The sequence below is a fragment of the Halomicrobium sp. HM KBTZ05 genome (assembly GCF_041530035.1).
Lineage (GTDB): Archaea > Halobacteriota > Halobacteria > Halobacteriales > Haloarculaceae > Halomicrobium.
Genome location: NZ_CP168057.1, coordinates 2,463,952 through 2,486,147 on the forward strand (window position 1 = coordinate 2,463,952; position 22,196 = coordinate 2,486,147).

Consider the following 22,196-nt stretch of genomic DNA (forward strand, 5'->3'; position numbering starts at 1 on the left):
GTAACGTCGTGAAGATATTCGCCACTTCGGGGCGGCGAAATCGGCCACAGACGGACGGCGACAGTATGCGTGGACGCTCACTGTCGCGGCTCTGGGGGCTGGCTCAGCGGCCCATTGCACTTTCCTTTTTATTTATCGGTCGAGGAATAAAGAAGTGGTGGAAAGAAATAAATATCGGGAAGAGGGATCATATCTGTATGGAACACGCAGAACACGGTAGCGAGACGGCCGGTACAGATCTCACAGAGAGCGACACCAGCCGAGGGCCGCTGGGACGAGCCTGGCACGCCTACATGGGCATCGTTCGCTTCTTCTGTCCGGACGCGTGAGGTCGCTCTGACCGCGGCCGCAATCTCACGCCGACGTACCGGCCGGTAACACTGGTGTCAGCACGCACTCAAGTAGTTCCGACGCGTACCCGGAGACATGGCAGACGTATCGCCGACACCCGGCATCCACCACGTGACCTGCATCGCGGGCGATCCGCAGCGAAACCTCGATTTCTGGGTCGAGACGCTCGGGCTCCGCCTCGTCAAGCGATCGGTCAACCAGGACGACCCCGAGACGTACCACTTCTTCTTCGCCGACGCCGAGGGGACGCCCGGCACGAGTATGACCTTCTTCCCCTGGGAGAACCTCCGCCAGGGAAAGGTCGGCTCCGGGCAGGTCTCCCGGACGGCGTTTCGAGTCCCCGAGGGGAGCCTCGACTACTGGGAGGATCGCTTCGAGGAGTACGGCGTCGACTACGACGACCGCGTCGAGCGTTTCGGTGAGACGGTCCTCCCCTTCCGGGACCCGGACGGGCTCCCGGTCGAACTCGTCGCCGTCGAGATCCCCGACGACGACCCGACGGTCCCCTGGACCGAGTTCGTCCCCGAGTCGGCGGCGATCCGGGGCTTTCACTCGGTGACGCTGTGGGTCGCCGATCCCCAGCCGACGATGGAACTACTGGAGACGATGGGACTGGAACGAAGCGACACCGAAGCGGCCCAGGGCGACACGCCGGGCGACGAGCGGACCCGGTTCGAGGCGGCGGGGACCGTCGGCCGGTACGTCGACGTGTTGCCGACGATCGAGGGCGGTCGGCAGGGCCACGGAACGGTCCACCACGTCGCCTTCCAGACGCCCACCGACGCAGATCAGGAGGCGATGCGCCAGGCCGTCCAGTCGGCCGGACTGCGCCCGACGGCCCAGATCGACCGCCACTGGTTCCGCTCGGTGTACTTCCGAGAACACGCGGGAATCCTGTTCGAGCTGGCGACCAGTGGACCGGGGTACACCGACGACGAACCGCTGGACGATCTGGGCGGCCGGCTCGTCCTGCCCGGTGAGTTCGAGGACCGCCGCGAGGCGATCGAGGCTGCGTTGACCGACGTGACGGTCCCCCGCGGTGAGTCCGCCGCGGCGGAAGACTGATACGACCGGCTGTACATCTGTGAACGATTTCGCCACCCCGGGGATGGCGAAGCTCGTCACGAAGTGACAGCCGGCAGTATGAGACGGTCGTCTGTCGTTTACGCTGTCATATATCGTAAACTGTTTTCTCCCGGCCGACCAAGCGCGGACGATGACAGCAGACCTCTTGACGCCCCTGGAGCTACGGGAGACGGAACTTCCGAACCGGCTGATGGTTTCGCCGATGTGTCAGTACTCCGTCGAAGACCGGGACGGGATCGCGACGCCGTGGCACCTCGTCCACCTCGGCTCGCGGGCCGTCGGCGGCGCAGGCCTCGTGATGGCCGAAGCCACGGCCGTCGAGCCCCGCGGTCGGATCACGCCCGAGGACCTCGGTCTCTGGAGCGACGAACACGCCGCGGCGCTCCAAGAGACGACGGCGTTCGTCCGCTCGCAGGGCGCGGTGCCGGGCATCCAGCTGGCCCACGCCGGGCGCAAAGCCTCGAAGAGCCGTCCCTGGGAGGGCAGCGAGCCCCTCTCGCCCGACGAGGGGGGCTGGGAGGTCGTCGGCCCGACCGATCGACCGTGGCCCCACGACGACCCGCCAGCGACCAGGCGGCTGTCCGTCGACGAGATCGAGGGGATCGTCGACTCGTTCCGCGCGGCCGCCGAGCGGGCCCGTGACGCGGGGTTCCTCGTCGCGGAGGTCCACGCGGCCCACGGCTATCTCCTCCACGAGTTCCTCTCGCCGGTCACCAACGACCGAACCGACGAGTACGGCGGGAGCTTCGAGAACCGCGCTCGCATCGTCCGCGAGGTGACGCGAGCGGTCAGGTCGGTCTGGCCCGACGACCGCCCGGTGTTCGTCCGACTCTCCGGGACAGACTGGCTCCCCGACCGCGAGTCGTGGACCGTAGAGCAGTCGGCGCGGCTGGCCGACGCGCTGGCCAAGGACGGCGCGGACCTGATCGACGTCTCCAGTGGCGGGATCGTCCCCGAGTCGGCTCCCGACTGGGTGGGACCGAACTTCCAGCTCTCGCTGGCCGAATACGTCCGCGAGAACAGTTCCGGCGTCGCCGTCGGGACCGTCGGCGGGATCACGACGGCCCAGCAGGCAGACGCGATCGTCCGCAACGACCGAGCCGATCTGGCCATCGTCGGCCGAGAGTTCCTCCGGAACCCCTACTTCGGTCTCCACGCCGCCCGCGAACTCGGTGCTGGCGACCGCAACGAACCGCCGGCACAGTACCAGCGGGCGTTCCAGTAGCGAGGCCGCTGGTCTATAGTAGCCATCGAAAATCAATACACACACGATCGCACGACGGAAGTGCGATCGGTGTGTAAATCGTTTCAATTGTTACTATAGTCGCCGGGCGTCGCCACCGGGGTCTGTGCTCGCCGCGCCCGGACGCTCATCCCGACGAAGACGACCGTCGCGAAGCCGAGGAATCCCGCGGCGGCGAGAAACGCGGCTTCGGGCGACACGAGTTCTTTGATCGCGCCGATCAGGACCGGGCCGGTCACCTGCCCGACCTTCCAGGAGATCGAGCGCAGGGAGAAACTGGAGGCGACGGCGTCGTAGGCCTCGGCCTCCTCGACGAACAGCGCCATGCTCGCCGGCAGGCGAAGGCTGTCGGCGAGCCCCAGGACCGAGAACGCGCCAAAGAGGGCGAAGAAGGCCCCACCCAGCGCCTGGGTCCCGCCGAAGGCCGTGAACTCGATCGGCGTCACGGTCCCCTCGAAGTAGGCTGCCAGCGGAATCAGCGCGGTCCCGACGCCGTACAGCCCGGCACCGACGGCGACGAAGTAGTGGTGTCGACCGAGTCGGTCGGTCAGGTCACCGACGTACCCCTGTGTGATCGCCTTCGTCAGCTTCCCGCCGGCCATGATCCACCCGATGGCGAACGCGGAGATGCCGAAGCTCGTCCGGGCGTAGATCGGGAGGAAGATGATGACGGCCATCTTCCCGACGCTGAACGTAAAGCGAAAGACGACGAGCGCGCGCAGCATCCGCCGGCCCAGCAGCTTACGGAAGGTCTCGATGCCGCCGGCATCGTCGGGATCTTTCCGACCGCCGGGGTTGTCCCGGAGGTACAGCAACACGAGCGCGAAGGCCACGAGCGTGACCCCGGCGAGGACGGCGTAGGTGAGCGTAAAGCCGTAGGCAAAGAGGAGGTACCCGCCCACGAGGTCGCCCGCCAGCGACGAGATCGAGCCGAACTGGTTGTACGCGCCGAGCCACTGGCCCCGCTCGCCGTCGGGGCTGATCTCGCCGACGATCGTCGAGCCGGTGATCCACAGGAGCGACGCGCCCAGTCCCTGGACCATCCGGATCAGGACGATGTGGATCGCGTTCTCGACGAAGACGAACCCCGCGAACACGACGAGGTTGAGGAGAAAGCCAACGAGCAGGTACCGCTTCGAGTCGCCCAGATCGATGCGACGACCCAGCGGCAGGACGACGAGCAACTGGACGAGCGCGAAGCCGGTCCCGAACAGCCCCTCGACGGTCCCGGTCGTACCGAACAGGTCGGCGTACAGCGCGAGGGCGATGATGATCGTCGAGTACGCCTGACTCCTCGCGAACGCGGTCCCGGCGAGCGCGGCGAACTCCCGGTCGCGTAACAGCCCGATCGAACCGCCGACATCGACCACTACGGAATCACCGTGTTTCGACTGAGGACGGTTCTCGGCGAAAAGTCACTCGGTACCGGAACTGCGCTTTCAGGGTCGAGCCAGATAATTGCACAACCACAGCAAAGAACAGATGTAGAGCTACCGCACGACAGCAGTGTGGTCGGCGTGCCTGCCGTGTCGACGACCGGCGGACGGACAGAGGTCAACTACTATGACAGTGGCCGGCGAACCGACGACTATGGACCTGACCCAGTACTACGACGAGGCCGAACCGGTGGCGATGCTGGCGATCGGATTCGTCCTGTTTGTCATCCCCGAACCAGCGACCTCGACGCTCGGCGTCGGTCTGATGTTGCTGGGCGGAGCGTGGTGGTTCTACGAGTGGCAGCGGTGACTCGTTGATACGGAGCGTCGTCGCTTCCGGTGAGCGCCTCCTTCGTGGCGGCGTTCTCCGGGCCACCGAGACAGCCGGCTGACGATATCCCGGAGAAACCCCCTGATTTGAAGGGGTGTGGACTGCCATCAATTATCATGGGCATGGACGACGAGGCAGCTCTCGTGTCGGACCTCGAATCGATCGTCGGCGACGCGCTGCGAGTCGTCGCCAGGTACGACGAGGACGGCTACGAACTGCTGTACGTCCGGGGAGACCTCACAGAGCACACGCAGGGCATTTCCGACACAATCCACGAGAACCTCGTTCTCGAAGGCATCGCCAAGGAGTATCTGGAGGATCTCTTCGAGGCTGGGGAACTCCACTGTACGATCCACGAGTTCGAGGAGCTTCGCGCCCACCACTTCGTGACTGGCCAGTTCGAGGGCTTCTTCGTCGGGGCCGACACCGGAGGGACGATCGAGAGCAGGGCGATCAAGGAGGCGGTCCACGATTACGTCGACGGCTGACCGTGGCGTCGACTTTCCCGTCGGTTCGACGGCGAGTCGCCGGCCCAGCCACGCGGTGGGGGAACGCGGAGCCGTTCCGGGACGCGTATACGACACCCGGTCGACACCGCCGGTATGAACGACGATCACACGCTCGTTCGTCCCGGTCTGCCGTCGGCGGTCTGTCGGATCTGTGAGGATCCGCTCGGTCGCGACGACCAGTGGGTCCTCCAGAGCTACGGCGACAGACGGACGGCCAGCCTCGACCCGCCGGTCGTCGGCGTCTGCCCGAGCTGTCGTCCCGCCGTCGCCGAACTGCTCGACGGCTGGGCGTCGGTTCCCGAGCCGCCGGTCGACGCCGACTCCATCGCCGCCGGCTACGCGCGCGTCGCCGAGGACTGTAGCTTCTGTCGCGATCCCCTCTCGGAGCCGCCCGTCGGCGTCGAGTGGTACCGCGCCGGCACCGATCACGCGACGCCGCCGGTCGACCGACACCACTACGCGCTCTGTGGCCACTGTACCGGCGTCTTCGAGACGTTCCTGCAGACTCTCGGGGAGTAGCAGCGTCGCCGCGGGCTACTGGCGGCCGTCGCCGTGAGCAATCCGACCTCGGCTGTCACTTCCGGTACCGACAGCGGTGGACGAGGGGACTTGCCGCCCGGTGGCGACGGTTCTCACCGACAGCGTCACTCCAGGCTCGCCTGACAGGTGTGACAGTACGTGTAGTCCTCCCCGTTGGCCGCACCACAGTGGGGGCAGGTCGTCGTCGCCTCGTCGCTGGCCTCGAAGTAGGCGTTCAACTGCCCGCGGTCTCGGAGCGGACTGGCCTGTCCCTCGCGGTACTCCTCGATGAGGTCGTCCATCGCGATGTAGTCCAGAAACCGGAACATGAGGACGAACGAGAGCGGCACGGCGACGAGGACGAACAGGAAGGTCAGCAGCCTGATCGCCAGTTCGGCCGTCGAGATCATCGTCGCAGTTACGTCGGCGAGGCTGAAAGTTCGTTCGCCGCCAGTGCTCTCTGGCCCCGTCGCTGGCGGCGGCGAGACGCGTTCGGTCACGCCAATCAGTGCTCCCGCGGGGCTTATACCGACCGAGTTCCGAGCTACGGATATGAGTGAGGAGCTGGGGTCCGTCGACCGCGCGATCGCCAACGCCTTCCAGGGAGGATTCCCGGTCGTCGAGCGCCCCTTCGAGCCCGCCGCGGCGGCGCTGCGAGATCGGGGCATCGACGTGACCGAGGCCGAACTGGTCGAGCGGATCGACCGCATGGACGAGGCGGGGACGCTGACTCGCTTCGGCGCGCTGATCGACGCCGAGGCGATCGGCGGGATGGCGACGCTGGTGGCGATGCACGCCCCCGAGGACCGCTTCGACGCGGTGGCCGAGCAGGTCAACGACTTCCGCGAGGTGGCCCACAACTACCGCCGGGAGCACCCCCATCTGAACATGTGGTTCGTCCTCTCGGTGGCCGACGAGGACCGGATCCCGGAGGTGCTCGCCGAGATCGAGGACGCCACCGGCCAGGAGACCTACAACCTCCCGAAACAACAGGAGTTCCGCGTCGAAGCGAAGTTCCCCGTCGAGGGGCCACTGGAGGACGACAGCGTCGACCTCTCGGAGCTGGGGCCAGACGTGACACCCACCGAGCGCGACGGGCTGACCCCCGACGAACTCGATCTGGTGTTAGCGATTCAGGGCGGGCTCCCGGTGACCGAGACGCCCTACGCCGACGTGGCCGACGCGATCGACGCCGAGACCGAATGGGTCGTCGAGACGATCAAGCGCTTCGAGCGCGAGGGGAAAGTCCGCCGGGTCGGTGTCGTCCCGAACCACTACGCGCTCGGGTATTCGGAGAACGGGATGACCGTCTGGAACGTCCCCGACGACGTGGTCGAAGAAGTCGGTCCCGCCGTCGCCAGCTTCGACTTCGTCACCCACTGCTACGAGCGCCCGCGCCACGACGGCGTCTGGGAGTACAACGTCTTCGCGATGACCCACGGCCGCAGCGAGGCCGAGAGCGACCGGCGCGTCGAGCAAGTACGGGACCGGATGGCGGAGTACTGGGACGTGTCCGGCGAGGACTGGGACACGCTGTTCTCGACGGAGATCCTCAAGAAGACCGGTATCCGGATGGACGAGCGCGCCGAGGCGAACGTGATCGAACCCTCCGAGGAGCCGACGAGGGACTGAGCGATGCTCCCGCTCATGCACGACTTCACCGACGAGACGGTCCTGGTCTTCGGCGGCGGCCCGGTCGGTGCGCGCAAGGCCCGGCGGTTCGACCGCGAGGCGGACGTGATCGTCGTCAGTCCCGACTTCGCCGACAGCGAGTTCGGCGACGCCGAGCGTGTCAGAGCGGCCCCCGACGCCGCGGCCGCCGCCGACTGGATCGAGCGGACCGGGCCGGCCCTCGTCGTGGCAGCGACCGACGACGAAGCGCTCAACGAGGCCATCGCCGACGGCGCACGCGATCAGGGCGCACTCGTCAACCGCACGGACGTGGACGGCGACCGTGAGGTGGGCAGCGTCGTCGTCCCCGCGACGGTCCGAGACGGGCCGGTCACCGTCGCCGTCGCGACCGGTGGGACCAGCCCCGCGCTGTCGAAACACCTGCGCGAGCGCTTCGAAACGGAGTTCGCTGGCGTCGGCGAGCTGGCCGCGGTGACCGGCGACCTTCGCACCGAGCTGAAAGCGCGCGGCGTCCCGCCGACCGAGCGCCGCGACGCGATCAGAGCCGCCGTCAGATCTCGCCGCGTTTGGAAGGCTTTAGATAGTCCGGGGAGTAACACTAGGCAAGTAGTTACTGACGTGATCGACGAGCACACTGGTGATCTATCGTGAAAGCAGGCACGGGCGTCATCTCTGGCGTGAGCGTCGCCCACGAGCACGCCACCGTCGAGGACCGAGAGACCGCGGCGACGGAGAGCCAACGCCACGCGGTCGAGTCGCTCCTGACGGATCCGGCGGTCGAAGAAGCGTTCGCACTCCAGACGTGCAACCGCATCGAGGGGTACGTCGTCACCGAAGAGGGAACCGACGACGCCCTCTCGTTGTTCACCGAGTCGGTCGACGACGACGCGGTAGTCCGGATGGGCCACGAGGAGAGCCTGCGCCACCTCCTCCGCGTCGCGGCCGGCCTCGAATCGATCGTCCTCGGCGAGGACCAGATCCTCGGGCAGGTCCGGCGAGCCTATCAGGACGCCCGCGCCGTCGGCGGCATCGGCTCGGTGCTCGAAGACGGCATCACGAAGGCGATCCACGTCGGCGAGCGCGCCCGGACCGAGACGGCGATCAACGAAGGCTCGGTCTCGATCGCCTCTGCGGCCGTCAGGCTCGCGACCGACGAGTGTACGCTCGACGGCGAGACCGGACTGGTCGTCGGTGCCGGCGAGATGGGGACGCGCGCGGCCAAGTCCCTCGCGCCGACGGTCGACCGGCTCGTGGTCGCCAACCGCACCGTCCCCAACGCCGAGTACGTCGCCGAGACGGTCGACGTGGCGGCGACGGCGGTGTCGCTGGACGCCGTCGAGTCGCTGCTCTCGGAGGCCCGCGTCGTCGTCAGCGCGACGGGGAGCCCGGAGCCACAGCTCGACACCGAGACGCTGGCGACCGCGGGCGAGACGTTCGTCGTCGACATCGCCCAGCCGCGCGACGTGCCCACGGACGCCGACACGCTCTCGAACGTCACCGTCTGTGACATGGACACGCTGGAGTCGCTGACCGAGGAGACGCGCGACCAGCGTCGCACGGCCGCGACCGCCGTCGAGACGATGGTCGACGAGGAGTTCGACCGACTGCTCAACCAGTACAAGCGAAAGCGAGCCGATCAGGTCATCTCGGCGATGTACGAGAGCGCCGACCACGTGAAGGCCAGCGAGCTCCAGACCGCCTTCTCGAAGCTCGATCTCGACGACGACCAGCAAGCCGTCGTCGAGTCGATGGCCGACGCGATCGTCTCCCAGCTGCTCGCGGCACCGACCCAGAGCCTGCGCGAGGCCGCCCAGGAGGACGACTGGTCGACGATCAACACCGCGCTCCAGCTGTTCGACCCCGACTTCGGGCCGGACACCACCGCCGGTGGCCCGCCGGCCTTCTCCGAGGGGATGTCCGTCGAGGACATCCCGGAAGGGATGCGCGAGGAGATCCCCGCGTCGATGCTGGACCAGCTGAGCGACGACTAAGGGGCCAACTGTTTTGCCGATTCCGCCCGTCGGACTTGACATGGCTGACCTGCTCAGCGACGACGAGATCGCGACACAGCTACCCGACGACTGGGATCGCGAGGGCGACGAGATCGTCCGCACCTACGAGTTCGACGCCTACCTCGACGGCGTCGGCTTCGCGGCGGCTGCCGGTGGTCTCGCACAGGAGGCGTTTCACCACCCGGAGATGACGATCGGCTGGCGCGAGGTCGAGGTGCGCTTGACGACCCACGACGCGGGCGGCATCACGGCAAACGACATCGAGCTGGCCGAGCGGTTCGACGAGATCCACGAGTGAGAGGCCGTCGGGGCCGTCACGCCCGCCGAACGCGTCGGCCGTCGACTGGCGTCGGGCGGATCGTCGCCGCCGTTTTCCCGGTCAGTCGATCCGGTCGTCGTCCGGGTCGACGACGAGAAACAGCGTCGGCTCCGAGCGCGTCGGCTCGCAGTCTCCCCGGCGTTCGACGACGAAGCGGCGATCCCCGGTCTGGTTCGTGGCGAAGTCGAACGACACCGTGAGTTCGTGGACGCGCGTCGACTGGCCCCCGAGGCGGTTCGGCGTGTCGTAGCTCGCCGGCTCGTAGTCGACGTTTGCGCGACTGCGTTCCCCCTGCTCGACGCCGGCGAGACAGCCACGGATCGAGGGGAGATCGACCGGCCGAGTGAACCACGAGGGGTTCGTGGCGGTGAGCGTGCCGACGCGAGCCGTCCCGCGAACTCGGTCGGTGTCGCTCCCGACGCCTGACAGCGCCACCGTCGTGGTGTCGTTCGTCTCGACGGTGTAGGTCACGTCGCCGCCGAGTGCGTCGGCCGTCACCAGCGAGGCGCTGACGACCAGCAGCGCGATCACCACGCCGATCGTCGTCCGACGGCCGAGAGCGATACCGGCCTCCCTGACGCCGTAGCCCAGGCCGACGAACAGCACGGCCGAGCCGGCCAAGAGGAAGAACACGACCGTCTCGCCCGGCTCGTACCGGGAGACGACGTAGCCCAGAAAGACCACGTACGAGAGCCCCGAGATCGTGAACGCGACGGTTCCGAGCAGGTCCCGTTCCCGGGACAGTCCGGCCAGCAGGAAGCCGACGAACGCGACGAGCAACAGCGCCGCAGTCACCGTGATCGAGAGTCCGAACACCACGTCACGGGCGAAATACACCAGCGCGCCGAGTGCGAACGCGACGCCCAGTCCGTACAGGAGTTTGCCGCTGTCGAGCGTGAGATTCATGGAGGACGCTTCGGGGTTCAGCCCGAACTGTGTTATACTTTGCCGGCCGTGCGAACCGTTTTGCCGGCGGTGGCCGTCTACGTGAGTATGTCACAGCAGCCAGCCGGAGGCGACGGTGACGACGGCTCGGCCCGCTACGTCTTCAGAGCCACCGTCCGTCTGGACCCGGACCGGCCGGATCTGACGGCCGAGCCGTCGACCGTCGAGACGGTACTGTACAAGGAGGCGGCCCAACCCGGCGACGACGGGTGGCTGTTCTTCCGGGACAACTGCTGGCGCGGGGAGCTAAACGACCCCGCGTTCTTCCGGACAGAGACCGAGGACGCGCTCGGCGTGCCGGTCGACGACGTTCGCTTTCAGGAACTCCAGACCGACGAGACCTATCTCGCGGCACTGAAAGCCGCGATCGCGGACGACCTGGCGCTTTTCAACGCCGAGTCCGTCACCGAAGTGCTCCGGAAGTACCTGGGAAGCTCGATCAGGATCACGTCGGAGTAGCCGACGGCTACGGCGTCGTAGCCGGTCTCTGAACGGCTCGCCGGCCCAGAAGCTATTTACTCGTTCCGATCCTACGAACGCAGTCGCGATGGCCCGCACCGACTACGACTTCTGGCTGTTCGATCTCGACGGGACTATCGTCGACATCGAGCCGTCGTACCCGTCGACGGTCGTGTCGGCGGTCGGCGACCGACTCGGCGTCTCCTTCACGGAGCGAGAGGCGGAGATCCTCTGGTACGGCCTCGGCGGCGTCCGGGAACGCGTCCTGCGCAGGCGCGGCGTCGACCCCGAACGATTCTGGGAGACGTTCCACGAGGTCGAGCAGCCCGGCGACCGTGCGGGTGCGACGTACCTCTACGACGACGCCGAGTCGTTCATCTGCGAGATCGACGCGCCGGTCGGCGTGGTCACGCACTGCCAGTCGTACCTCACGGATCCCGTGCTGGATCGACTCGACATCCGAGACTGGTTCGACACGGTCGTGTGCTGTTCTGACGAGACCGGCTGGAAGCCCGATCCCACGCCCGTCGAGATGGCGATGACGGACCTCGGCGTCGCCCACGACGGCCACGAGGGGGTCCTGGCCGGGGACGACCCCGACGACATCGGTGCCGCCTGGAACGCCGGGCTCGACGCGATCCACGTCGAGCGCTACGATCCCGCAGAGCGCGGCCAGTGTGTCCTCGGTGATCGCCGCGTCACCGGATTCGGCGAGATGAGGTGAGCTCGTGCGGATTCTCGTCGATCCAGTAACGATCGACGGTGCTCCGTCTCAGGCGTGTTCCCAGTCGATCACGCCGACCGACGCTTCGGCGGCCAGTCCGTCGTCGCTCTCTTCGACGGTGACCCAGCCGTCGGCCCGGATCACGTCTCGGAGCGTGGGCTCGCCGTCGCCAAGCGGCGTCGCCACGTGATCGGCCAGTTCGACCGGAACCAGAGTCCTGACGCCGGGCGCGCTCTCGACTGGCTCCGACAGCGCGGCGTGGCGGTGTGCGTGAGCGGGCAGCGGTGCGCCCGAGAGTTCGGCGACGAGCGGACGGAGCAACTGGACGGCGGCGACGAGACAGTCGACCGGAGACTCCGGCACGAGCAGGACCGGCCGCTCCTCGACGGTGGCGACGGCGACCGTCTGGCCCGGATCGCTAGCGACGCCGTCGACGTGGATCGATCCGAGGTCCGCGACGACTTCGTGGACGAGATCGTCCGCCGTCACGCCGGTCACGACCAGCGCGTCGCGGGTCAGATCCCGCTGGATCGCCGCCCGGAGCGCGTGGCGGTCCTCGCCGACGGTGTCGCGGTAGGTCACCTTCCCGCCCCAGCGGTCGACGTGCTGGGAGAGCGTGAACGCCGTCGTCTCGACGCGCTCGCCCGCGTCTGCCTCGCGCTGGACGAGCTCGTCGCCGGTCGGGACGACGCCGACAGTCGGGCGCTGGACGGCCAGTACGTCGTCGACGCCGGCCACTTTCAGGAGCCCGAGGTCCGTCGAGCGCAGGCGGTGGCCCGGAGCAAAGAGCCGGTCGTCGACCGCGATCCCGTCGGCCGGACTGCTCTCGCGGGCCACCAGCCCCTCGGCGAGTACGCGCCCCTCCGCGACCGACAGCGGGACGGTGTCGGTGCGTTCGACGGGCTCGACTAGCGTCGTGAGCGTGTCGCGGGCGTCGACGATCGCCGTCAGGTCGTCTGTGGCGTCGGTCATGTCTCTCTGTTCGACGCCGTGAACAAAAGTCCGGCCGTGTCCGTCCCGCCAGCGGCGACCAGTACCGCACAGACCGGCCGGCGAGGAGCCATCCCGACACCGTTTCTGGCCGCGACCGCGGCCTTTTTCGCCCACCATTCCCAATCACCGTGTATGTCAGCGCTCCGTGACGCCCTGGGGGATCTCCCCGCCTCGGTGTTCGCCGACGTGCTCGAATCGGACGACGCCTACCTGCTGGTCGTCGACCTTCCAGGCGTCACTGCCGACACGCTCGACGTCAGCGTCGACGGAGGGACCATCGTGATCGAGGCCCAGCGCGCGAAAGACGTGGGCTCGGAGTTCCGCTACGTCGAGGAGGACCGCTCGCTCTTTCTGGACGCAGAGCTCCCGCTTCCGCCGGACGCGACGGGGACGGGTGCCGAGGGGACGATCGACCGCGGCGTCTTCGAACTCAGGCTGCCGAAGGCCGGTGTCGGGACCGAGACGACGATCCCCGTCGAGGACGCCTGATCACGGGGTGGCACACCGGTGAATCTCCGCGCCTACTGGCGGTTCGTCGTCGTCGTTCGTCACTTCCTCCCGCTGGGGCTGTCCTACGCACGAGACCGGAACCGGTTTCTCCTCTTCGGGCGCTCCAGAGACGTCACTCCCGAACAGCGCCGTCGCCGCGCCGGCCGGCTGCTGGACTCGCTGCTGACGCTGGGGCCGACGTTCATCAAACTGGGACAGCTGTTGTCGACGCGGCCGGACATCCTCCCACCCGAATACATCGACGAGTTCGCCCAGCTGCAAGATCGGGTGCCGCCAGCGCCGTGGGACGAGGCCCGGACCGTCCTCGAAGACGAGCTCGGTCCCGTCGACGAAGCCTTCGACGACTTCGAGGACGAGGCCATCAGCGGGGCCAGTCTCGGACAGGTGTACCGCGCCGAGGTCGACGGCGACGCCGTCGCGGTGAAGATTCGACGCCCCGGCATCGAGGACCTCGTCGAGGCCGACCTGCGGGCGATCCGCTGGTCGCTCCCGATCCTGATGTACTTCGTCGGCGAGACGCGCTCGTTCTCCCTGGAGACGCTGGCAGACGAGTTCTCGAAGACGATCCGCGAGGAGATGGACTACGGCCGGGAAGCGGAGATGCTCACCGAGATCCGCGGCAACTTCGCCGACAACGACCGCATCCGCATCCCCGGCGTCGTCGAGACCCACTCGACGAACCGGGTGTTGACCATGGAGTACCTCCCCGGAACGAAGATCAACGACGTGGAGGAACTCGACGAGCTGTCGGTCGACCGGACCCAACTCGCCGAGACGCTCCAGCGCAGCTACCTCCAGATGATCATCGACGACGGCGTCTTCCACGCCGACCCGCATCCGGGGAACCTCGCGGTGCAGTCCGACGGGACGCTCGTGTTCTACGACTTCGGGATGTCCGGGCGGGTCGACCCCTTCGTGCAGGACCGGATCGTCGACTTCTACGCGGCCGTCGCGAGCCAGGACATCGACGCCATCCTCGACGCACTGATCGAGATGGGGACGCTGAGCCCCGAGGCCGACCGGCAGGTGATGGGCGAGGTGATGGAGCTGGCCATCGCCGACGCCCGCGGCGAGGACCTCGAACAGTACCGCGTCCAGCAGATCATCCAGCAGGTCGAAGACACGATCTACGAGTTCCCGCTCCGACTCCCGGCGAACCTCGCACTCGTGTTGCGCGTCGCCACGGTCGTCGAGGGGGTGTGCGTGACGCTGGACCCGGACTTCGATTTCATCACGGTCGCGACGGAGTACCTTCGGGAGGAGGGCCACATCGCTGCCGGCGCGAAGCAGTACGCCCGGGACCGGGCCGACGAGGTCCGGGACGCCGCCGAGTCGATGGTCCGGGTACCGCCGAAACTGGAGTCCGCGCTCGACCGGATCGAACGCGAGGACCTGCACGTCCGGGCCGACATCGAGGACTCGGACGGCGTCCTCGAACGGATGACCCGCCGTCTGATTCTCGGCATGATCCTCGCCAGTGGCACCCTCTCGACGGCGCTGCTGTACGCCGCCTCGACGGTCGAAGCGACGGCGATCGCGGGCGTCGGGACCCTTGCGGTCGCTGGGGTCACGTACCTGTCGTTTCGCCGATCGAAGGGACTGCGTGCGACTCCCCAGTTCACCCGACAGAGCATGCGCCAGCGCGAGGCGGCCGACGACGCCGGTTACGCGTCGAGCTACGGACCGGACGACGAGTGATCGCCGTTCGTACTACTCGACGGACCTATCGGTCGTTCAGAGGGGTCGCCTTCCCCCCAGTTCGTGCCCAGAACCCGTAAGCAACCCACGACAGCTGCCGTCTCTGAGCCGCCCGTGCCGGCCCGAGCGTTTAATACCTAGCGTTTTGAGACGTTCACCGGAGTGATAGCTGTGCCAGAACAGATAGACACGCGACTGTTGGGACGGGAGGTAACGTTCGGCGTATCGGGACCGTGGCTGGCCTACTGGCTCGTGATCATGCGGCTGGTGGTCGGCTGGTGGCTCCTCCACGCGGGGCTGGACAAGTTCGCCAGCTGGCCCTTCGACGCGAGCTGGTTCATCGGCGGTGCTGCGGCTGGGACGAGCATCGGCCCGTTCGTCACGCTGTTCAGCGACGGCATCCTGCTGTCGTTCACGAACGTGATGATCCCGCTGGGCCAGACGCTGATCGGCCTGGGGCTGATCCTGGGTGCGCTCACCCGGCTGGCCGCTTTCTTCGGGGCGTTCCTGATGCTGTTTTTCTACTTCATCAACGGCGAGACGGGCGGCTGGTCCCACGGACTGGTCACCGGTGACCTCCTGGGACTCCTGTTGTTCGCCATGATCGCGACCCTGGGTGCCGGGCGCGTGCTCGGCGTCGACGCGTACCTGGCGCGGACCGCGTTCGTTCGAGACCACCCGAAGCTTCGGTACCTGATCGGCTAAGGAGGTGAGTACAGATGGAACAATTCAACACAGCCGACAAGATCGCAGCGTACCTGGGCGGTGGCCTCGTCGTGTTCGGCGTCGTCGCCATCGGCCTGCTGGAGATGCTCTTCGGAAGCGGACATCCCGTCGACGGGGAGGGCCAGATCGTCCACGAGGCGCTCGTCCCGCTGGAAGTGCGGTCGTACATCATCCTCCTCGGACTGATCGTCTGGGGGGGTTACGCGGTGTATCGTGTCGTCGCGACGACACCCGAGCCGGTGCCAGCCGAGCCGTGAGTCCTCGGTGTGTCCGTTCTGATCCCCGTCGTCCGTAATTTTTCCCGCCGCCATTCCAAACCGTTTATACTCGCACATGGATAATCCGGGCGTATGCCACGACAGCAGACCGAAGTTCGCGAGCTCGACGAGGGCAGCTACGTGATGATGGAAGAGACGCCCTGCAAGATCACCGCCTACAGCACGGCCAAGCCGGGCAAGCACGGCAGTGCCAAGGCCCGTATCGACGGGAAAGGCGTCTTCGACGGCAAGAAGCGCTCGCTCTCCCAGCCCGTCGACGCGAAGATCTGGGTGCCGATCATCCAGCGAAAGCAGGGACAGGTCGTCTCCGTCACGGGCGACGACGCCCAGGTGATGGACTTAGAGACCTACGACACGTTCACGATGCGCATCCCCGAGGACGAGGATCTCAACCCCGACGACGAGATCGAGTACCTGGAGTACGAGGAACAGCGCAAGATCGTCTAAGATGTTCCCTGGCGCGGCCACAGACCCCGACGCGGCCGACTACGTCGTCGTCGGTGCGCCACTCGACGCCTCGACGACGTTCGAGCCCGGAACGCGCTTCGGGCCGCGCCGCGTCCGCCACTACGCCGAGTCGTTCGAGGACTACGATCGACGGACCGACCAGCGGTTCACCGACCTCGCGGTCGCCGACCACGGCGACATCGGTCCGACCGACGACGTGGCCGACTATCTGGCCTTTCTCCGCGGTACCGTCCGGGACTACGCCGACGACGGGGCGATACCGCTCCTGATCGGCGGGGAACACACCGTCTCCGTCGCCGGGGTTCGGGCGCTCGACCCGGACGTGTTTTGCTGTCTCGACGCCCACCTCGACCTCCGCGAGGAGTACGCCGGCAATCCGCTGAGCCACGCGACCGTCACCCGCCACGCGCTGGACGTCGCCGACCGGGCGATCGTGCTGGGTGCCCGCAGTGGCTGTCGAAGCGAGTGGGAGCGTGCGAGCGAGGCCGACGTGACCGTCGTCGAGCCCGACGCGGTCGCGGACTGGGAGCCCGACTTCGAGGACGAGCGGGTGTACTGCTCGCTCGACATCGACGCCGCCGATCCGGGCTTTGCGCCCGGCACCGGGACCAAAGAGCCGTTCGGACTGACCCCGCGTGTGCTACGCGACGCGGTTCGGGCGGTCGCGCCCCACGCCGTCGGCTTCGACGTGGTGGAGGTCAACGACCGCGACGACGGGCAGGCCGCGGTGCTCGCCGGGAAGCTGCTGCGTTCGTTCGTGTTCGCGCACGCGGACGACTGATCGGTCTCCGTGGCAGCGTTCGGAGAGCGTGGCGACACCGAAGGGCGAGCACCGCGAGGGGGTTCGGTCGTTTCTCACAGTTTCGATCGCTAATCTGGACACCGCGTCTCGACCACGGGGTACCTTTATCCACCCCCAACTCGTAAGCATTACCATGCGATTCGTTATCGTGGGTGCCGGTCGCGTCGGACTCCGGACCGCTCGCGTGCTCGACGACGGCGGGCACGACGTGGTCCTCGTGGAGAACGACCCCACGAAAGTAGCGCGTGCCCGCGACGAGGGACACGACGTAATCGAGGGCGACGGTGCGGTCGAGACGATCCTCGACGACGCCGACCTCGACCGTGCAGACGCACTCGGCGCGCTGACCGGCGACCTCAACGACAACTTCGTAGCCTGTATGATCGCCAAACAGTTCGACTGCCGGACCGTGATGCGCATCGACGAGGACTACCGCGAGGAGATCTACCGCAAGTACGCTGGCGACGTGGACGAAGTGATCTACCCCGAACGCCTGGGGGCGATCGCCGCCAAGAACGCCCTGCTGGGCGGGAACATCCGTGCCGTCGCCGACATCGATCAGAACCTCCAGCTCGTGGAGTTCACCATCACCGAGCAGTCGCCGATGCGGGGCTACTCCATCAGCGAACTCGAGCTGCCGGCAAACGCCCGACTGCTCGCGTTCGGCAAGCGCGACGAGCCCCTGGACCTGCCCGGCGAGGACGAGACACTCGATCTCGGCGACCACCTCGTCGTCCTCGCGGACTTCGACGTGCTCGGAGACGTGCGCAGCATCGTCGTCGGCGAGACCGGACGCGCGGCCGCTATGGGGGGTGCCTGAGATGGTCGTCGCCTACGTGATGGTCAAGGTGTACACCGGCGACGCCGACCGGCTCAAAGGAGAAATCGAAGCCATCGACGGCGTCGCGGCCGCTCACATCGTCGCCGGGGACGTAGACTTCATCGCGAAGGTCGTCGTCGAGACGCCCGCCGAGGTCAAAGACATCGCCGCCAAACAGATCCAGGAGATCGAGGGCGTCGAGGACACACAGACCTACATCGCGATGGACTAGACAACCACCGTTTTGAACTTCGGGTTCGGCTGCGGCGAACCGCTCGTGCAAAACCGTCCTCAGAGATCGAAGCGTTCCGATGGGCTCACAAGAGCGCCGCTCTCGCGAACGTGGGTCAAGAGGCTGGACTCGCCAACGGCGAGTCCGGGGAACCGGGCGACCGGCCGGGGTGGACCTGAACCGTCGCCACGCCCGGAGTGAAACTGAATCTACAGCGGCGTCCCGCCGGCACCGCCCTCGCCGTTGGTCTGGGCCTGGTTGACGAGGTCGGCGACCACACCCTCGTACTCGTAGCCGGGGACGACCCCCTCGACGTACGTCCCCTCGACGTACTCGACGAACGTCTTGGCGACCCGTGCGGCGGTGTCGGCGTTGCCCAGTTCGAACCCGTATGTGACGACGACGTTCTCGCCGTCGCGTTCGACCGCAAACGTGTCCAGTTCGACGCTCGTCCGGGTGGCTTTGGGAGCGTCTTCGAGGCGGCGTTCCAGCGTCTCGAACCAGCCGTCTGCGACGGCGTCGCCGACCGACTCGACGGTCGCGGCGGACAGTGTCGGAGCCCGGACGGTGACGGTGTAGGCGACGCGCCACTCCGGCGCGTCGTCCACGACGACGGTGCCCTCGAAGGCAGTCGTCGTCACGCGATAGCCGTCGTCGGTCGACTCGAACGCACTGTTTCCCTCGAAGGCACTGGCTGCACTCTCGGGCGAATCGTCGCTCATTGCACGTCCGTAGGCCGCTTGCGGGCAAAAGCCCGTCGCCACGCCATCACAGTCAAGTGGTGACGACGACTCCATCGAACCGATGCCGCTCACGCCCTTCCATCTCGGTCCGGCGCTACTCGCTGGTGTCGTCCTGTATCGATTCCTCGATCTGCCGACGGTGTTGGCTGGCAGTGTCGTCGTCGACGTTCGGGCCGCACTGGTCGTGTTCGGCCCCCTCGACGGGCCGATCCACGGCGTCCTGACGACGTTCGTCGGAGCGACCGCCGTCGCTCTGACACTCACCGTCGTCGTGTTCGCGCTACCGGACGGTGTCCAGTCGCTGCTCGATATCGGGCGGCTGGCCCCGACTACCGGCCTCGGCCCGGTGCTGGCGGGTGCATTCGTCGGGACCTGGTCCCACGTCGTCCTCGACTCGCTGCTGTACGCAGACGCCCGGCCGCTCTTTCCGCTCGCGGAGAATCCGCTGCTACGGGAGGGCGTCGCCTTCGGCCCGGTCTACGGCGGTTGTCTGGTCGCCGGGCTGTTCGGTCTCGCTGGATACGTGTTTCGGCGGCGGCAAGCCGACGGAATCCGACCGGTTCAGCGGGGACCGCCGTGACCGAGCCGTCGCTGTCGGCTCTATAACGGTCGCGCTCGGAGTAACGATCCGGGAGAATGCGAGGGATGGGATTCGAACCCACGGACCCCTACGGGAGCGGGTCTTAAGCCCACCGCCTTTGGCCAGGCTCGGCTACCCTCGCGCGTTCTGGACTACCGACGGCCGGTGGGTTGGGGCTTTCGGTCTCTGGGCCGCGACTGTCGGCGGTCGAGACCCGTCGACAGTCCAGTTATAGGGCTGTGTTGAATCGCCATAAGGCGGTAGATTTCATTGTTTCACAGCACGTTTGATGTTGTAGACGACACACATCAGGGCGATTTCGCGGAACTCACGAAACCAGGATCGCGCTCGCACGGCGAAGCCGAGCGAGCGCTTCACAGCCGAATTGACGGTCTCAGTCATCGAGCGCTGGTTGTATCGCTGTTCGTCGATTCTGGCGTTGTGTGCGTGGTCGTAGGGAGCGAAGATGCGGTGCTTGATCAGGGGTCTGATGCCGAGTTCACGCAATGCTTCGCGGAGCGCTTGCTTGTCATAGCCTTTGTCGGCGGCCAGAGACCGCAGATCGCCCGCGTTCCGACGGGCGATCTGCTCGGCGAGGTCTGCGTCGCTTCCTTCCCTATTCGTCGAACAGTGTACGTCAAGGACGGCTTGAGTGTCTGTATCGACGAGTTTCGTGACTTTTAGCTTCTGCACGCGGTAGCTGATTCGCTGGCAGTAGTGGCGGCTGGCGGCCGAGCGTTCGTAGAATGTGGCGTCGATAGCAGCGTGTTTCGATGGGTCGTGTAGCTGCGCCGACTGGCGCAGCAACACTCGACAAACGCTCATCTCGATCCGGTCGAACGCTTTACACAACGTGGATGGAGAGGGAAGATCGGCCGCATTGAGGCCGATCTCCCCGGTTATTTGTGGCATCTCTTTGAGCAGGTCAATCGTCATTCGGTAGGACGCATCAAGGTAAATCCGCAGACAATGGAGAGAAACGAGGGCGTAATCGGCGAATCCGCCGCCACCTTCCGGGGCGGCGGATTCGTCTCCATCGCCAGTAACTCTTTGAGCAATCGGTACAATCTCTCCAGTGAAGCGGGAGATTTGTGTCATGGACAACCAAATCATCCCGCTTCAACTCCTTTGATTTAGCGACCTATCCCGACGCCGTCTAGTGATTCAACAGAGCCAGTTATAGAGAATTAAGGAGAATACCTGCGCCTTGAGGCGCAGGATGAATCCGAGAACTCCTTCACAATCCACCTTCGATGGCACGACTGGATATTCCACGCCAACCGGTACTATTAATAAAACAGTACGCATAACCGGTTATGAAGCCAGAAAATGAGTCGGACCATCCGAACCATCGAGGCTACCATCACGAACCAGCGACAGGTTCGTGACGACCTCGACCATCTCGGGTGGGCCGCCTCAAAACTCTGGAACGTCGGTCGCTACTACGCACAAGAACAGTGGGACGAAACGGGCGAGATCCCCGATGACGGGGAACTCAAAGCCGAACTCAAAAGCCACGAACGCTACACGGACTTACATTCTCAATCCAGTCAGCGCGTTCTCGAAGAACTCGCTGAAGCGTTCAACGGGTGGTTCGGCAAGCGTCGGAACGGCGACGACCGTGCTCGACCGCCCGGCTACCGCAAAAACGGAGACGCCCACCCACGTTCAACCGTGTCGTTCAAAGCGGCTGGCTTCAAGCACGACGCACAGTTCACCCGCGTCCGCCTCTCGAAAGGCCGCAACCTCAAAGAACACCGCTCAGACTTCGTTCTCTGCGAGTACGAGACTCGCCCAGATATTGACCTGACCGAGTGGAACATTCAACAGGTTCGTGCCGTCTACAAGCGCGACGAGTGGCGGCTTCAATTCGTCTGTCGCACTACCATCGACCCGGACCCACCGGGTGACGAGGTGGCTGGTGTTGACCTCGGGATTTGCAACTTCGCCGCCGTCTCGTTCGGCGGTGAGTCGGTGTTGTATCCCGGCGGCGCCCTCAAAGAGGACGAGGACTACTTCACGAAGCAGAAAGCCAAGTGCGACGATTCCTCGTCTCGTGAGGCGACTCGTCTTGACCGGAAGCGAACGGGTCGTCGGACACACTTCTTGCACGCACTCTCGAAAGCGATTGTCGAGGAGTGCGTTGAACGAGGTGTCGGGACGCTTGTCGTTGGCGACCTCGGCGGCATCCGAGAGAACGACGAGAACGACGAATCTCGGAATTGGGGTGACCACGGCAATCTCGACTTGCACGGGTGGGCGTTCGACCGCTTCACGACGCTCCTCGACTACAAGGCAGCAGCCGAAGGCATCGACATGGAGTTGGTGTCGGAACGTGATACGTCGAAGTCGTGTTCGGCGTGTGGACAGACCGACGATGATCAGCGCGTCGAACGTGGACTGTACGTGTGTGAACAGTGCGATACAGTTGCGAACGCGGACGTGAACAGCGCAGAGAACATTCGACAAAAGGTACTCCCGAGTCTCGCCACGGATGGCGGTGATAGGGATAACGGCTGGTTGGCACAGCCAGCGGTTCACCTGTTCGACCGTAGCGAGGGTAGTTTCGCCCCGCGAGAACAGGTCGTGAACCGCGAACCGTAATATCCCAACTCAGCGGTGCGGTACCGTGGGATTCCCGCGTCTTCAGGCGCGGGAGGATGTCAATCGGCTCCTGTCGACGAGTAATCGGCTGCTAGCTCCAGATACGTTCGTGTTAAAATCTGGTAGGCTCGTCGTGAGATAACTGCTGATTCGGCGGATCAGGGCGATAATCGTGA

General features: G+C 66.0%; 28 protein-coding genes and 1 tRNA gene. 22 read left to right on the forward strand and 7 right to left on the reverse strand.

What is annotated here, in order from left to right:
* Positions 1–197 precede the first annotated feature (197 nt).
* The 3 genes from ACAH01_RS12765 (at position 198) to ACAH01_RS12775 (ending at position 2,662) form a co-directional block, all read left to right on the forward strand.
* Positions 198–329, forward strand: coding sequence for a hypothetical protein (locus ACAH01_RS12765; protein ID WP_279634293.1), 132 nt, complete (start codon positions 198–200; stop codon positions 327–329).
* Between the two features lie 97 nt (positions 330–426).
* Entirely contained in the window at positions 427–1,416 is a 990-nt protein-coding gene (locus tag ACAH01_RS12770; protein ID WP_372479443.1) for a ring-cleaving dioxygenase, read from the forward strand.
* 151 nt (positions 1,417–1,567) lie between these two features.
* On the forward strand, positions 1,568–2,662 hold the full coding sequence (locus ACAH01_RS12775; RefSeq protein ID WP_372479444.1) for an NADH:flavin oxidoreductase/NADH oxidase: 1,095 nt from the start codon (positions 1,568–1,570) through the stop codon (positions 2,660–2,662).
* 83 nt (positions 2,663–2,745) lie between these two features.
* Here the strand turns inward: ACAH01_RS12775 and ACAH01_RS12780 are convergent, their stop codons facing one another.
* Positions 2,746–4,050 (reverse strand): MFS transporter, encoded by a 1,305-nt coding sequence (locus ACAH01_RS12780; RefSeq protein WP_170093689.1) that lies wholly within the window; start codon positions 4,048–4,050, stop codon positions 2,746–2,748.
* A gap of 220 nt (positions 4,051–4,270) precedes the next feature.
* Here ACAH01_RS12780 and ACAH01_RS12785 point away from each other — a divergent pair, with 220 nt between their 5' ends.
* From ACAH01_RS12785 to ACAH01_RS12795, 3 genes are all read left to right on the forward strand, one after another.
* Positions 4,271–4,426, forward strand: coding sequence for a hypothetical protein (locus tag ACAH01_RS12785; protein ID WP_170093688.1), 156 nt, complete (start codon positions 4,271–4,273; stop codon positions 4,424–4,426).
* A 143-nt stretch (positions 4,427–4,569) separates the two neighbouring features.
* The gene (locus ACAH01_RS12790; RefSeq protein WP_372479445.1) at positions 4,570–4,935 is read left to right on the forward strand and encodes a hypothetical protein; all 366 of its coding nucleotides are present in this window, start codon (positions 4,570–4,572) and stop codon (positions 4,933–4,935) included.
* 114 nt (positions 4,936–5,049) lie between these two features.
* Positions 5,050–5,475, forward strand: coding sequence for a hypothetical protein (locus ACAH01_RS12795; protein WP_372479446.1), 426 nt, complete (start codon positions 5,050–5,052; stop codon positions 5,473–5,475).
* Positions 5,476–5,600: 125 nt separating this feature from the next.
* Here ACAH01_RS12795 and ACAH01_RS12800 read toward each other — a convergent pair whose 3' ends face one another.
* On the reverse strand, positions 5,601–5,885 hold the full coding sequence (locus ACAH01_RS12800) for a zinc ribbon domain-containing protein (protein ID WP_170095344.1): 285 nt from the start codon (positions 5,883–5,885) through the stop codon (positions 5,601–5,603).
* Positions 5,886–6,027: 142 nt separating this feature from the next.
* Here ACAH01_RS12800 and ACAH01_RS12805 point away from each other — a divergent pair, with 142 nt between their 5' ends.
* From ACAH01_RS12805 to ACAH01_RS12820, 4 genes are read left to right on the forward strand one after another with little or no spacing between them, the layout of a single operon-like run.
* A complete protein-coding gene (locus tag ACAH01_RS12805; protein ID WP_170093685.1) occupies positions 6,028–7,107 on the forward strand; it encodes an Lrp/AsnC family transcriptional regulator in 1,080 nt (359 codons plus the stop codon).
* A 3-nt stretch (positions 7,108–7,110) separates the two neighbouring features.
* A complete protein-coding gene (locus ACAH01_RS12810; RefSeq protein ID WP_372479447.1) occupies positions 7,111–7,758 on the forward strand; it encodes a bifunctional precorrin-2 dehydrogenase/sirohydrochlorin ferrochelatase in 648 nt (215 codons plus the stop codon).
* Positions 7,755–9,098 (forward strand): glutamyl-tRNA reductase, encoded by a 1,344-nt coding sequence (hemA, locus tag ACAH01_RS12815; RefSeq protein WP_372479448.1) that lies wholly within the window; start codon positions 7,755–7,757, stop codon positions 9,096–9,098. The genes ACAH01_RS12810 and hemA overlap by 4 nt, the downstream gene beginning before the upstream one ends.
* 40 nt (positions 9,099–9,138) lie before the next feature.
* On the forward strand, positions 9,139–9,417 hold the full coding sequence (locus tag ACAH01_RS12820) for a 4a-hydroxytetrahydrobiopterin dehydratase (protein WP_153552562.1): 279 nt from the start codon (positions 9,139–9,141) through the stop codon (positions 9,415–9,417).
* Between the two features lie 81 nt (positions 9,418–9,498).
* Here ACAH01_RS12820 and ACAH01_RS12825 read toward each other — a convergent pair whose 3' ends face one another.
* Positions 9,499–10,344, reverse strand: a complete 846-nt coding sequence (locus ACAH01_RS12825) for a hypothetical protein (RefSeq protein ID WP_372479449.1) — start codon at positions 10,342–10,344, stop codon at positions 9,499–9,501.
* An 87-nt stretch (positions 10,345–10,431) separates the two neighbouring features.
* On the opposite strand from ACAH01_RS12825, the gene lwrS reads away from it, so the two are divergent.
* On the forward strand, positions 10,432–10,842 hold the full coding sequence (gene lwrS / locus ACAH01_RS12830; protein ID WP_372479450.1) for an LWR-salt protein: 411 nt from the start codon (positions 10,432–10,434) through the stop codon (positions 10,840–10,842).
* 88 nt (positions 10,843–10,930) lie between these two features.
* Positions 10,931–11,566 (forward strand): HAD family hydrolase, encoded by a 636-nt coding sequence (locus ACAH01_RS12835; protein ID WP_372479451.1) that lies wholly within the window; start codon positions 10,931–10,933, stop codon positions 11,564–11,566.
* 48 nt (positions 11,567–11,614) lie between these two features.
* Here the strand turns inward: ACAH01_RS12835 and ACAH01_RS12840 are convergent, their stop codons facing one another.
* On the reverse strand, positions 11,615–12,538 hold the full coding sequence (locus ACAH01_RS12840; protein ID WP_372479452.1) for a molybdopterin-binding protein: 924 nt from the start codon (positions 12,536–12,538) through the stop codon (positions 11,615–11,617).
* Between the two features lie 153 nt (positions 12,539–12,691).
* Between ACAH01_RS12840 and ACAH01_RS12845 the strand changes: the two genes are divergently transcribed.
* The 8 genes from ACAH01_RS12845 to ACAH01_RS12880 all read left to right on the forward strand — a co-directional run bounded on the left by ACAH01_RS12845 (position 12,692) and on the right by ACAH01_RS12880 (position 18,093).
* On the forward strand, positions 12,692–13,048 hold the full coding sequence (locus ACAH01_RS12845; RefSeq protein WP_153552557.1) for an Hsp20/alpha crystallin family protein: 357 nt from the start codon (positions 12,692–12,694) through the stop codon (positions 13,046–13,048).
* Between the two features lie 18 nt (positions 13,049–13,066).
* The gene (locus ACAH01_RS12850; protein WP_372479453.1) at positions 13,067–14,767 is read left to right on the forward strand and encodes an ABC1 kinase family protein; all 1,701 of its coding nucleotides are present in this window, start codon (positions 13,067–13,069) and stop codon (positions 14,765–14,767) included.
* A 171-nt stretch (positions 14,768–14,938) separates the two neighbouring features.
* Positions 14,939–15,472 carry a DoxX family protein gene (locus ACAH01_RS12855; protein ID WP_153552555.1) on the forward strand — a complete coding sequence of 178 codons (534 nt, stop codon included), beginning with the start codon at positions 14,939–14,941 and terminating at the stop codon, positions 15,470–15,472.
* A gap of 14 nt (positions 15,473–15,486) precedes the next feature.
* Positions 15,487–15,750, forward strand: a complete 264-nt coding sequence (locus ACAH01_RS12860) for a hypothetical protein (RefSeq protein WP_372479454.1) — start codon at positions 15,487–15,489, stop codon at positions 15,748–15,750.
* 93 nt (positions 15,751–15,843) lie between these two features.
* Positions 15,844–16,218: a translation initiation factor IF-5A gene (locus ACAH01_RS12865; protein WP_015762562.1), complete on the forward strand. Its 375-nt coding sequence runs from the start codon at positions 15,844–15,846 to the stop codon at positions 16,216–16,218.
* Between the two features lies 1 nt (position 16,219).
* Positions 16,220–17,020, forward strand: coding sequence for an agmatinase family protein (locus ACAH01_RS12870; protein WP_372479455.1), 801 nt, complete (start codon positions 16,220–16,222; stop codon positions 17,018–17,020).
* 154 nt (positions 17,021–17,174) lie between these two features.
* A complete protein-coding gene (locus ACAH01_RS12875; RefSeq protein WP_208628710.1) occupies positions 17,175–17,861 on the forward strand; it encodes a TrkA family potassium uptake protein in 687 nt (228 codons plus the stop codon).
* Between the two features lies 1 nt (position 17,862).
* Positions 17,863–18,093 carry an Lrp/AsnC family transcriptional regulator gene (locus tag ACAH01_RS12880; protein WP_170093673.1) on the forward strand — a complete coding sequence of 77 codons (231 nt, stop codon included), beginning with the start codon at positions 17,863–17,865 and terminating at the stop codon, positions 18,091–18,093.
* Between the two features lie 209 nt (positions 18,094–18,302).
* Here the strand turns inward: ACAH01_RS12880 and ACAH01_RS12885 are convergent, their stop codons facing one another.
* On the reverse strand, positions 18,303–18,815 hold the full coding sequence (locus ACAH01_RS12885) for a DUF5813 family protein (protein ID WP_372479456.1): 513 nt from the start codon (positions 18,813–18,815) through the stop codon (positions 18,303–18,305).
* 82 nt (positions 18,816–18,897) lie between these two features.
* Here ACAH01_RS12885 and ACAH01_RS12890 point away from each other — a divergent pair, with 82 nt between their 5' ends.
* Positions 18,898–19,416, forward strand: a complete 519-nt coding sequence (locus tag ACAH01_RS12890; RefSeq protein ID WP_372479457.1) for a hypothetical protein — start codon at positions 18,898–18,900, stop codon at positions 19,414–19,416.
* Positions 19,417–19,473: 57 nt separating this feature from the next.
* On the opposite strand, the gene ACAH01_RS12895 is transcribed toward ACAH01_RS12890, so the two are convergent.
* Both ACAH01_RS12895 and ACAH01_RS12900 read right to left on the reverse strand, forming a co-directional pair.
* A tRNA-Leu gene (locus ACAH01_RS12895) sits at positions 19,474–19,558 on the reverse strand.
* Between the two features lie 125 nt (positions 19,559–19,683).
* Positions 19,684–20,514 carry an IS5 family transposase gene (locus tag ACAH01_RS12900; RefSeq protein WP_372479458.1) on the reverse strand — a complete coding sequence of 277 codons (831 nt, stop codon included), beginning with the start codon at positions 20,512–20,514 and terminating at the stop codon, positions 19,684–19,686.
* Between the two features lie 231 nt (positions 20,515–20,745).
* Here ACAH01_RS12900 and ACAH01_RS12905 point away from each other — a divergent pair, with 231 nt between their 5' ends.
* Positions 20,746–22,020 (forward strand): RNA-guided endonuclease InsQ/TnpB family protein, encoded by a 1,275-nt coding sequence (locus ACAH01_RS12905; RefSeq protein ID WP_372479460.1) that lies wholly within the window; start codon positions 20,746–20,748, stop codon positions 22,018–22,020.
* Positions 22,021–22,196: the final 176 nt, after the last annotated feature.

Bases quoted from the DNA above. Each gene is read 5' to 3' on its own strand.
- ACAH01_RS12860 (WP_372479454.1), top strand. From the start codon at position 15,487: ATGGAACAATTCAACACAGCCGACAAGATCGCAGCGTACCTGGGCGGT.
- ACAH01_RS12825 (WP_372479449.1), bottom strand. From the start codon at position 10,344: ATGAATCTCACGCTCGACAGCGGCAAACTCCTGTACGGACTGGGCGTC.
- ACAH01_RS12775 (WP_372479444.1), top strand. From the start codon at position 1,568: ATGACAGCAGACCTCTTGACGCCCCTGGAGCTACGGGAGACGGAACTT.
- ACAH01_RS12835 (WP_372479451.1), top strand. From the start codon at position 10,931: ATGGCCCGCACCGACTACGACTTCTGGCTGTTCGATCTCGACGGGACT.
- ACAH01_RS12890 (WP_372479457.1), top strand. From the start codon at position 18,898: ATGCCGCTCACGCCCTTCCATCTCGGTCCGGCGCTACTCGCTGGTGTC.
- ACAH01_RS12810 (WP_372479447.1), top strand. From the start codon at position 7,111: ATGCTCCCGCTCATGCACGACTTCACCGACGAGACGGTCCTGGTCTTC.
- ACAH01_RS12900 (WP_372479458.1), bottom strand. From the start codon at position 20,514: ATGACACAAATCTCCCGCTTCACTGGAGAGATTGTACCGATTGCTCAA.
- ACAH01_RS12875 (WP_208628710.1), top strand. From the start codon at position 17,175: ATGCGATTCGTTATCGTGGGTGCCGGTCGCGTCGGACTCCGGACCGCT.
- ACAH01_RS12820 (WP_153552562.1), top strand. From the start codon at position 9,139: ATGGCTGACCTGCTCAGCGACGACGAGATCGCGACACAGCTACCCGAC.
- ACAH01_RS12840 (WP_372479452.1), bottom strand. From the start codon at position 12,538: ATGACCGACGCCACAGACGACCTGACGGCGATCGTCGACGCCCGCGAC.
- ACAH01_RS12785 (WP_170093688.1), top strand. From the start codon at position 4,271: ATGGACCTGACCCAGTACTACGACGAGGCCGAACCGGTGGCGATGCTG.
- ACAH01_RS12805 (WP_170093685.1), top strand. From the start codon at position 6,028: ATGAGTGAGGAGCTGGGGTCCGTCGACCGCGCGATCGCCAACGCCTTC.
- ACAH01_RS12865 (WP_015762562.1), top strand. From the start codon at position 15,844: ATGCCACGACAGCAGACCGAAGTTCGCGAGCTCGACGAGGGCAGCTAC.
- ACAH01_RS12870 (WP_372479455.1), top strand. From the start codon at position 16,220: ATGTTCCCTGGCGCGGCCACAGACCCCGACGCGGCCGACTACGTCGTC.
- ACAH01_RS12770 (WP_372479443.1), top strand. From the start codon at position 427: ATGGCAGACGTATCGCCGACACCCGGCATCCACCACGTGACCTGCATC.
- ACAH01_RS12800 (WP_170095344.1), bottom strand. From the start codon at position 5,885: ATGATCTCGACGGCCGAACTGGCGATCAGGCTGCTGACCTTCCTGTTC.
- ACAH01_RS12845 (WP_153552557.1), top strand. From the start codon at position 12,692: ATGTCAGCGCTCCGTGACGCCCTGGGGGATCTCCCCGCCTCGGTGTTC.
- ACAH01_RS12905 (WP_372479460.1), top strand. From the start codon at position 20,746: ATGAGTCGGACCATCCGAACCATCGAGGCTACCATCACGAACCAGCGA.
- ACAH01_RS12795 (WP_372479446.1), top strand. From the start codon at position 5,050: ATGAACGACGATCACACGCTCGTTCGTCCCGGTCTGCCGTCGGCGGTC.
- ACAH01_RS12790 (WP_372479445.1), top strand. From the start codon at position 4,570: ATGGACGACGAGGCAGCTCTCGTGTCGGACCTCGAATCGATCGTCGGC.
- ACAH01_RS12880 (WP_170093673.1), top strand. From the start codon at position 17,863: ATGGTCGTCGCCTACGTGATGGTCAAGGTGTACACCGGCGACGCCGAC.
- ACAH01_RS12885 (WP_372479456.1), bottom strand. From the start codon at position 18,815: ATGAGCGACGATTCGCCCGAGAGTGCAGCCAGTGCCTTCGAGGGAAAC.
- ACAH01_RS12765 (WP_279634293.1), top strand. From the start codon at position 198: ATGGAACACGCAGAACACGGTAGCGAGACGGCCGGTACAGATCTCACA.
- lwrS (WP_372479450.1), top strand. From the start codon at position 10,432: ATGTCACAGCAGCCAGCCGGAGGCGACGGTGACGACGGCTCGGCCCGC.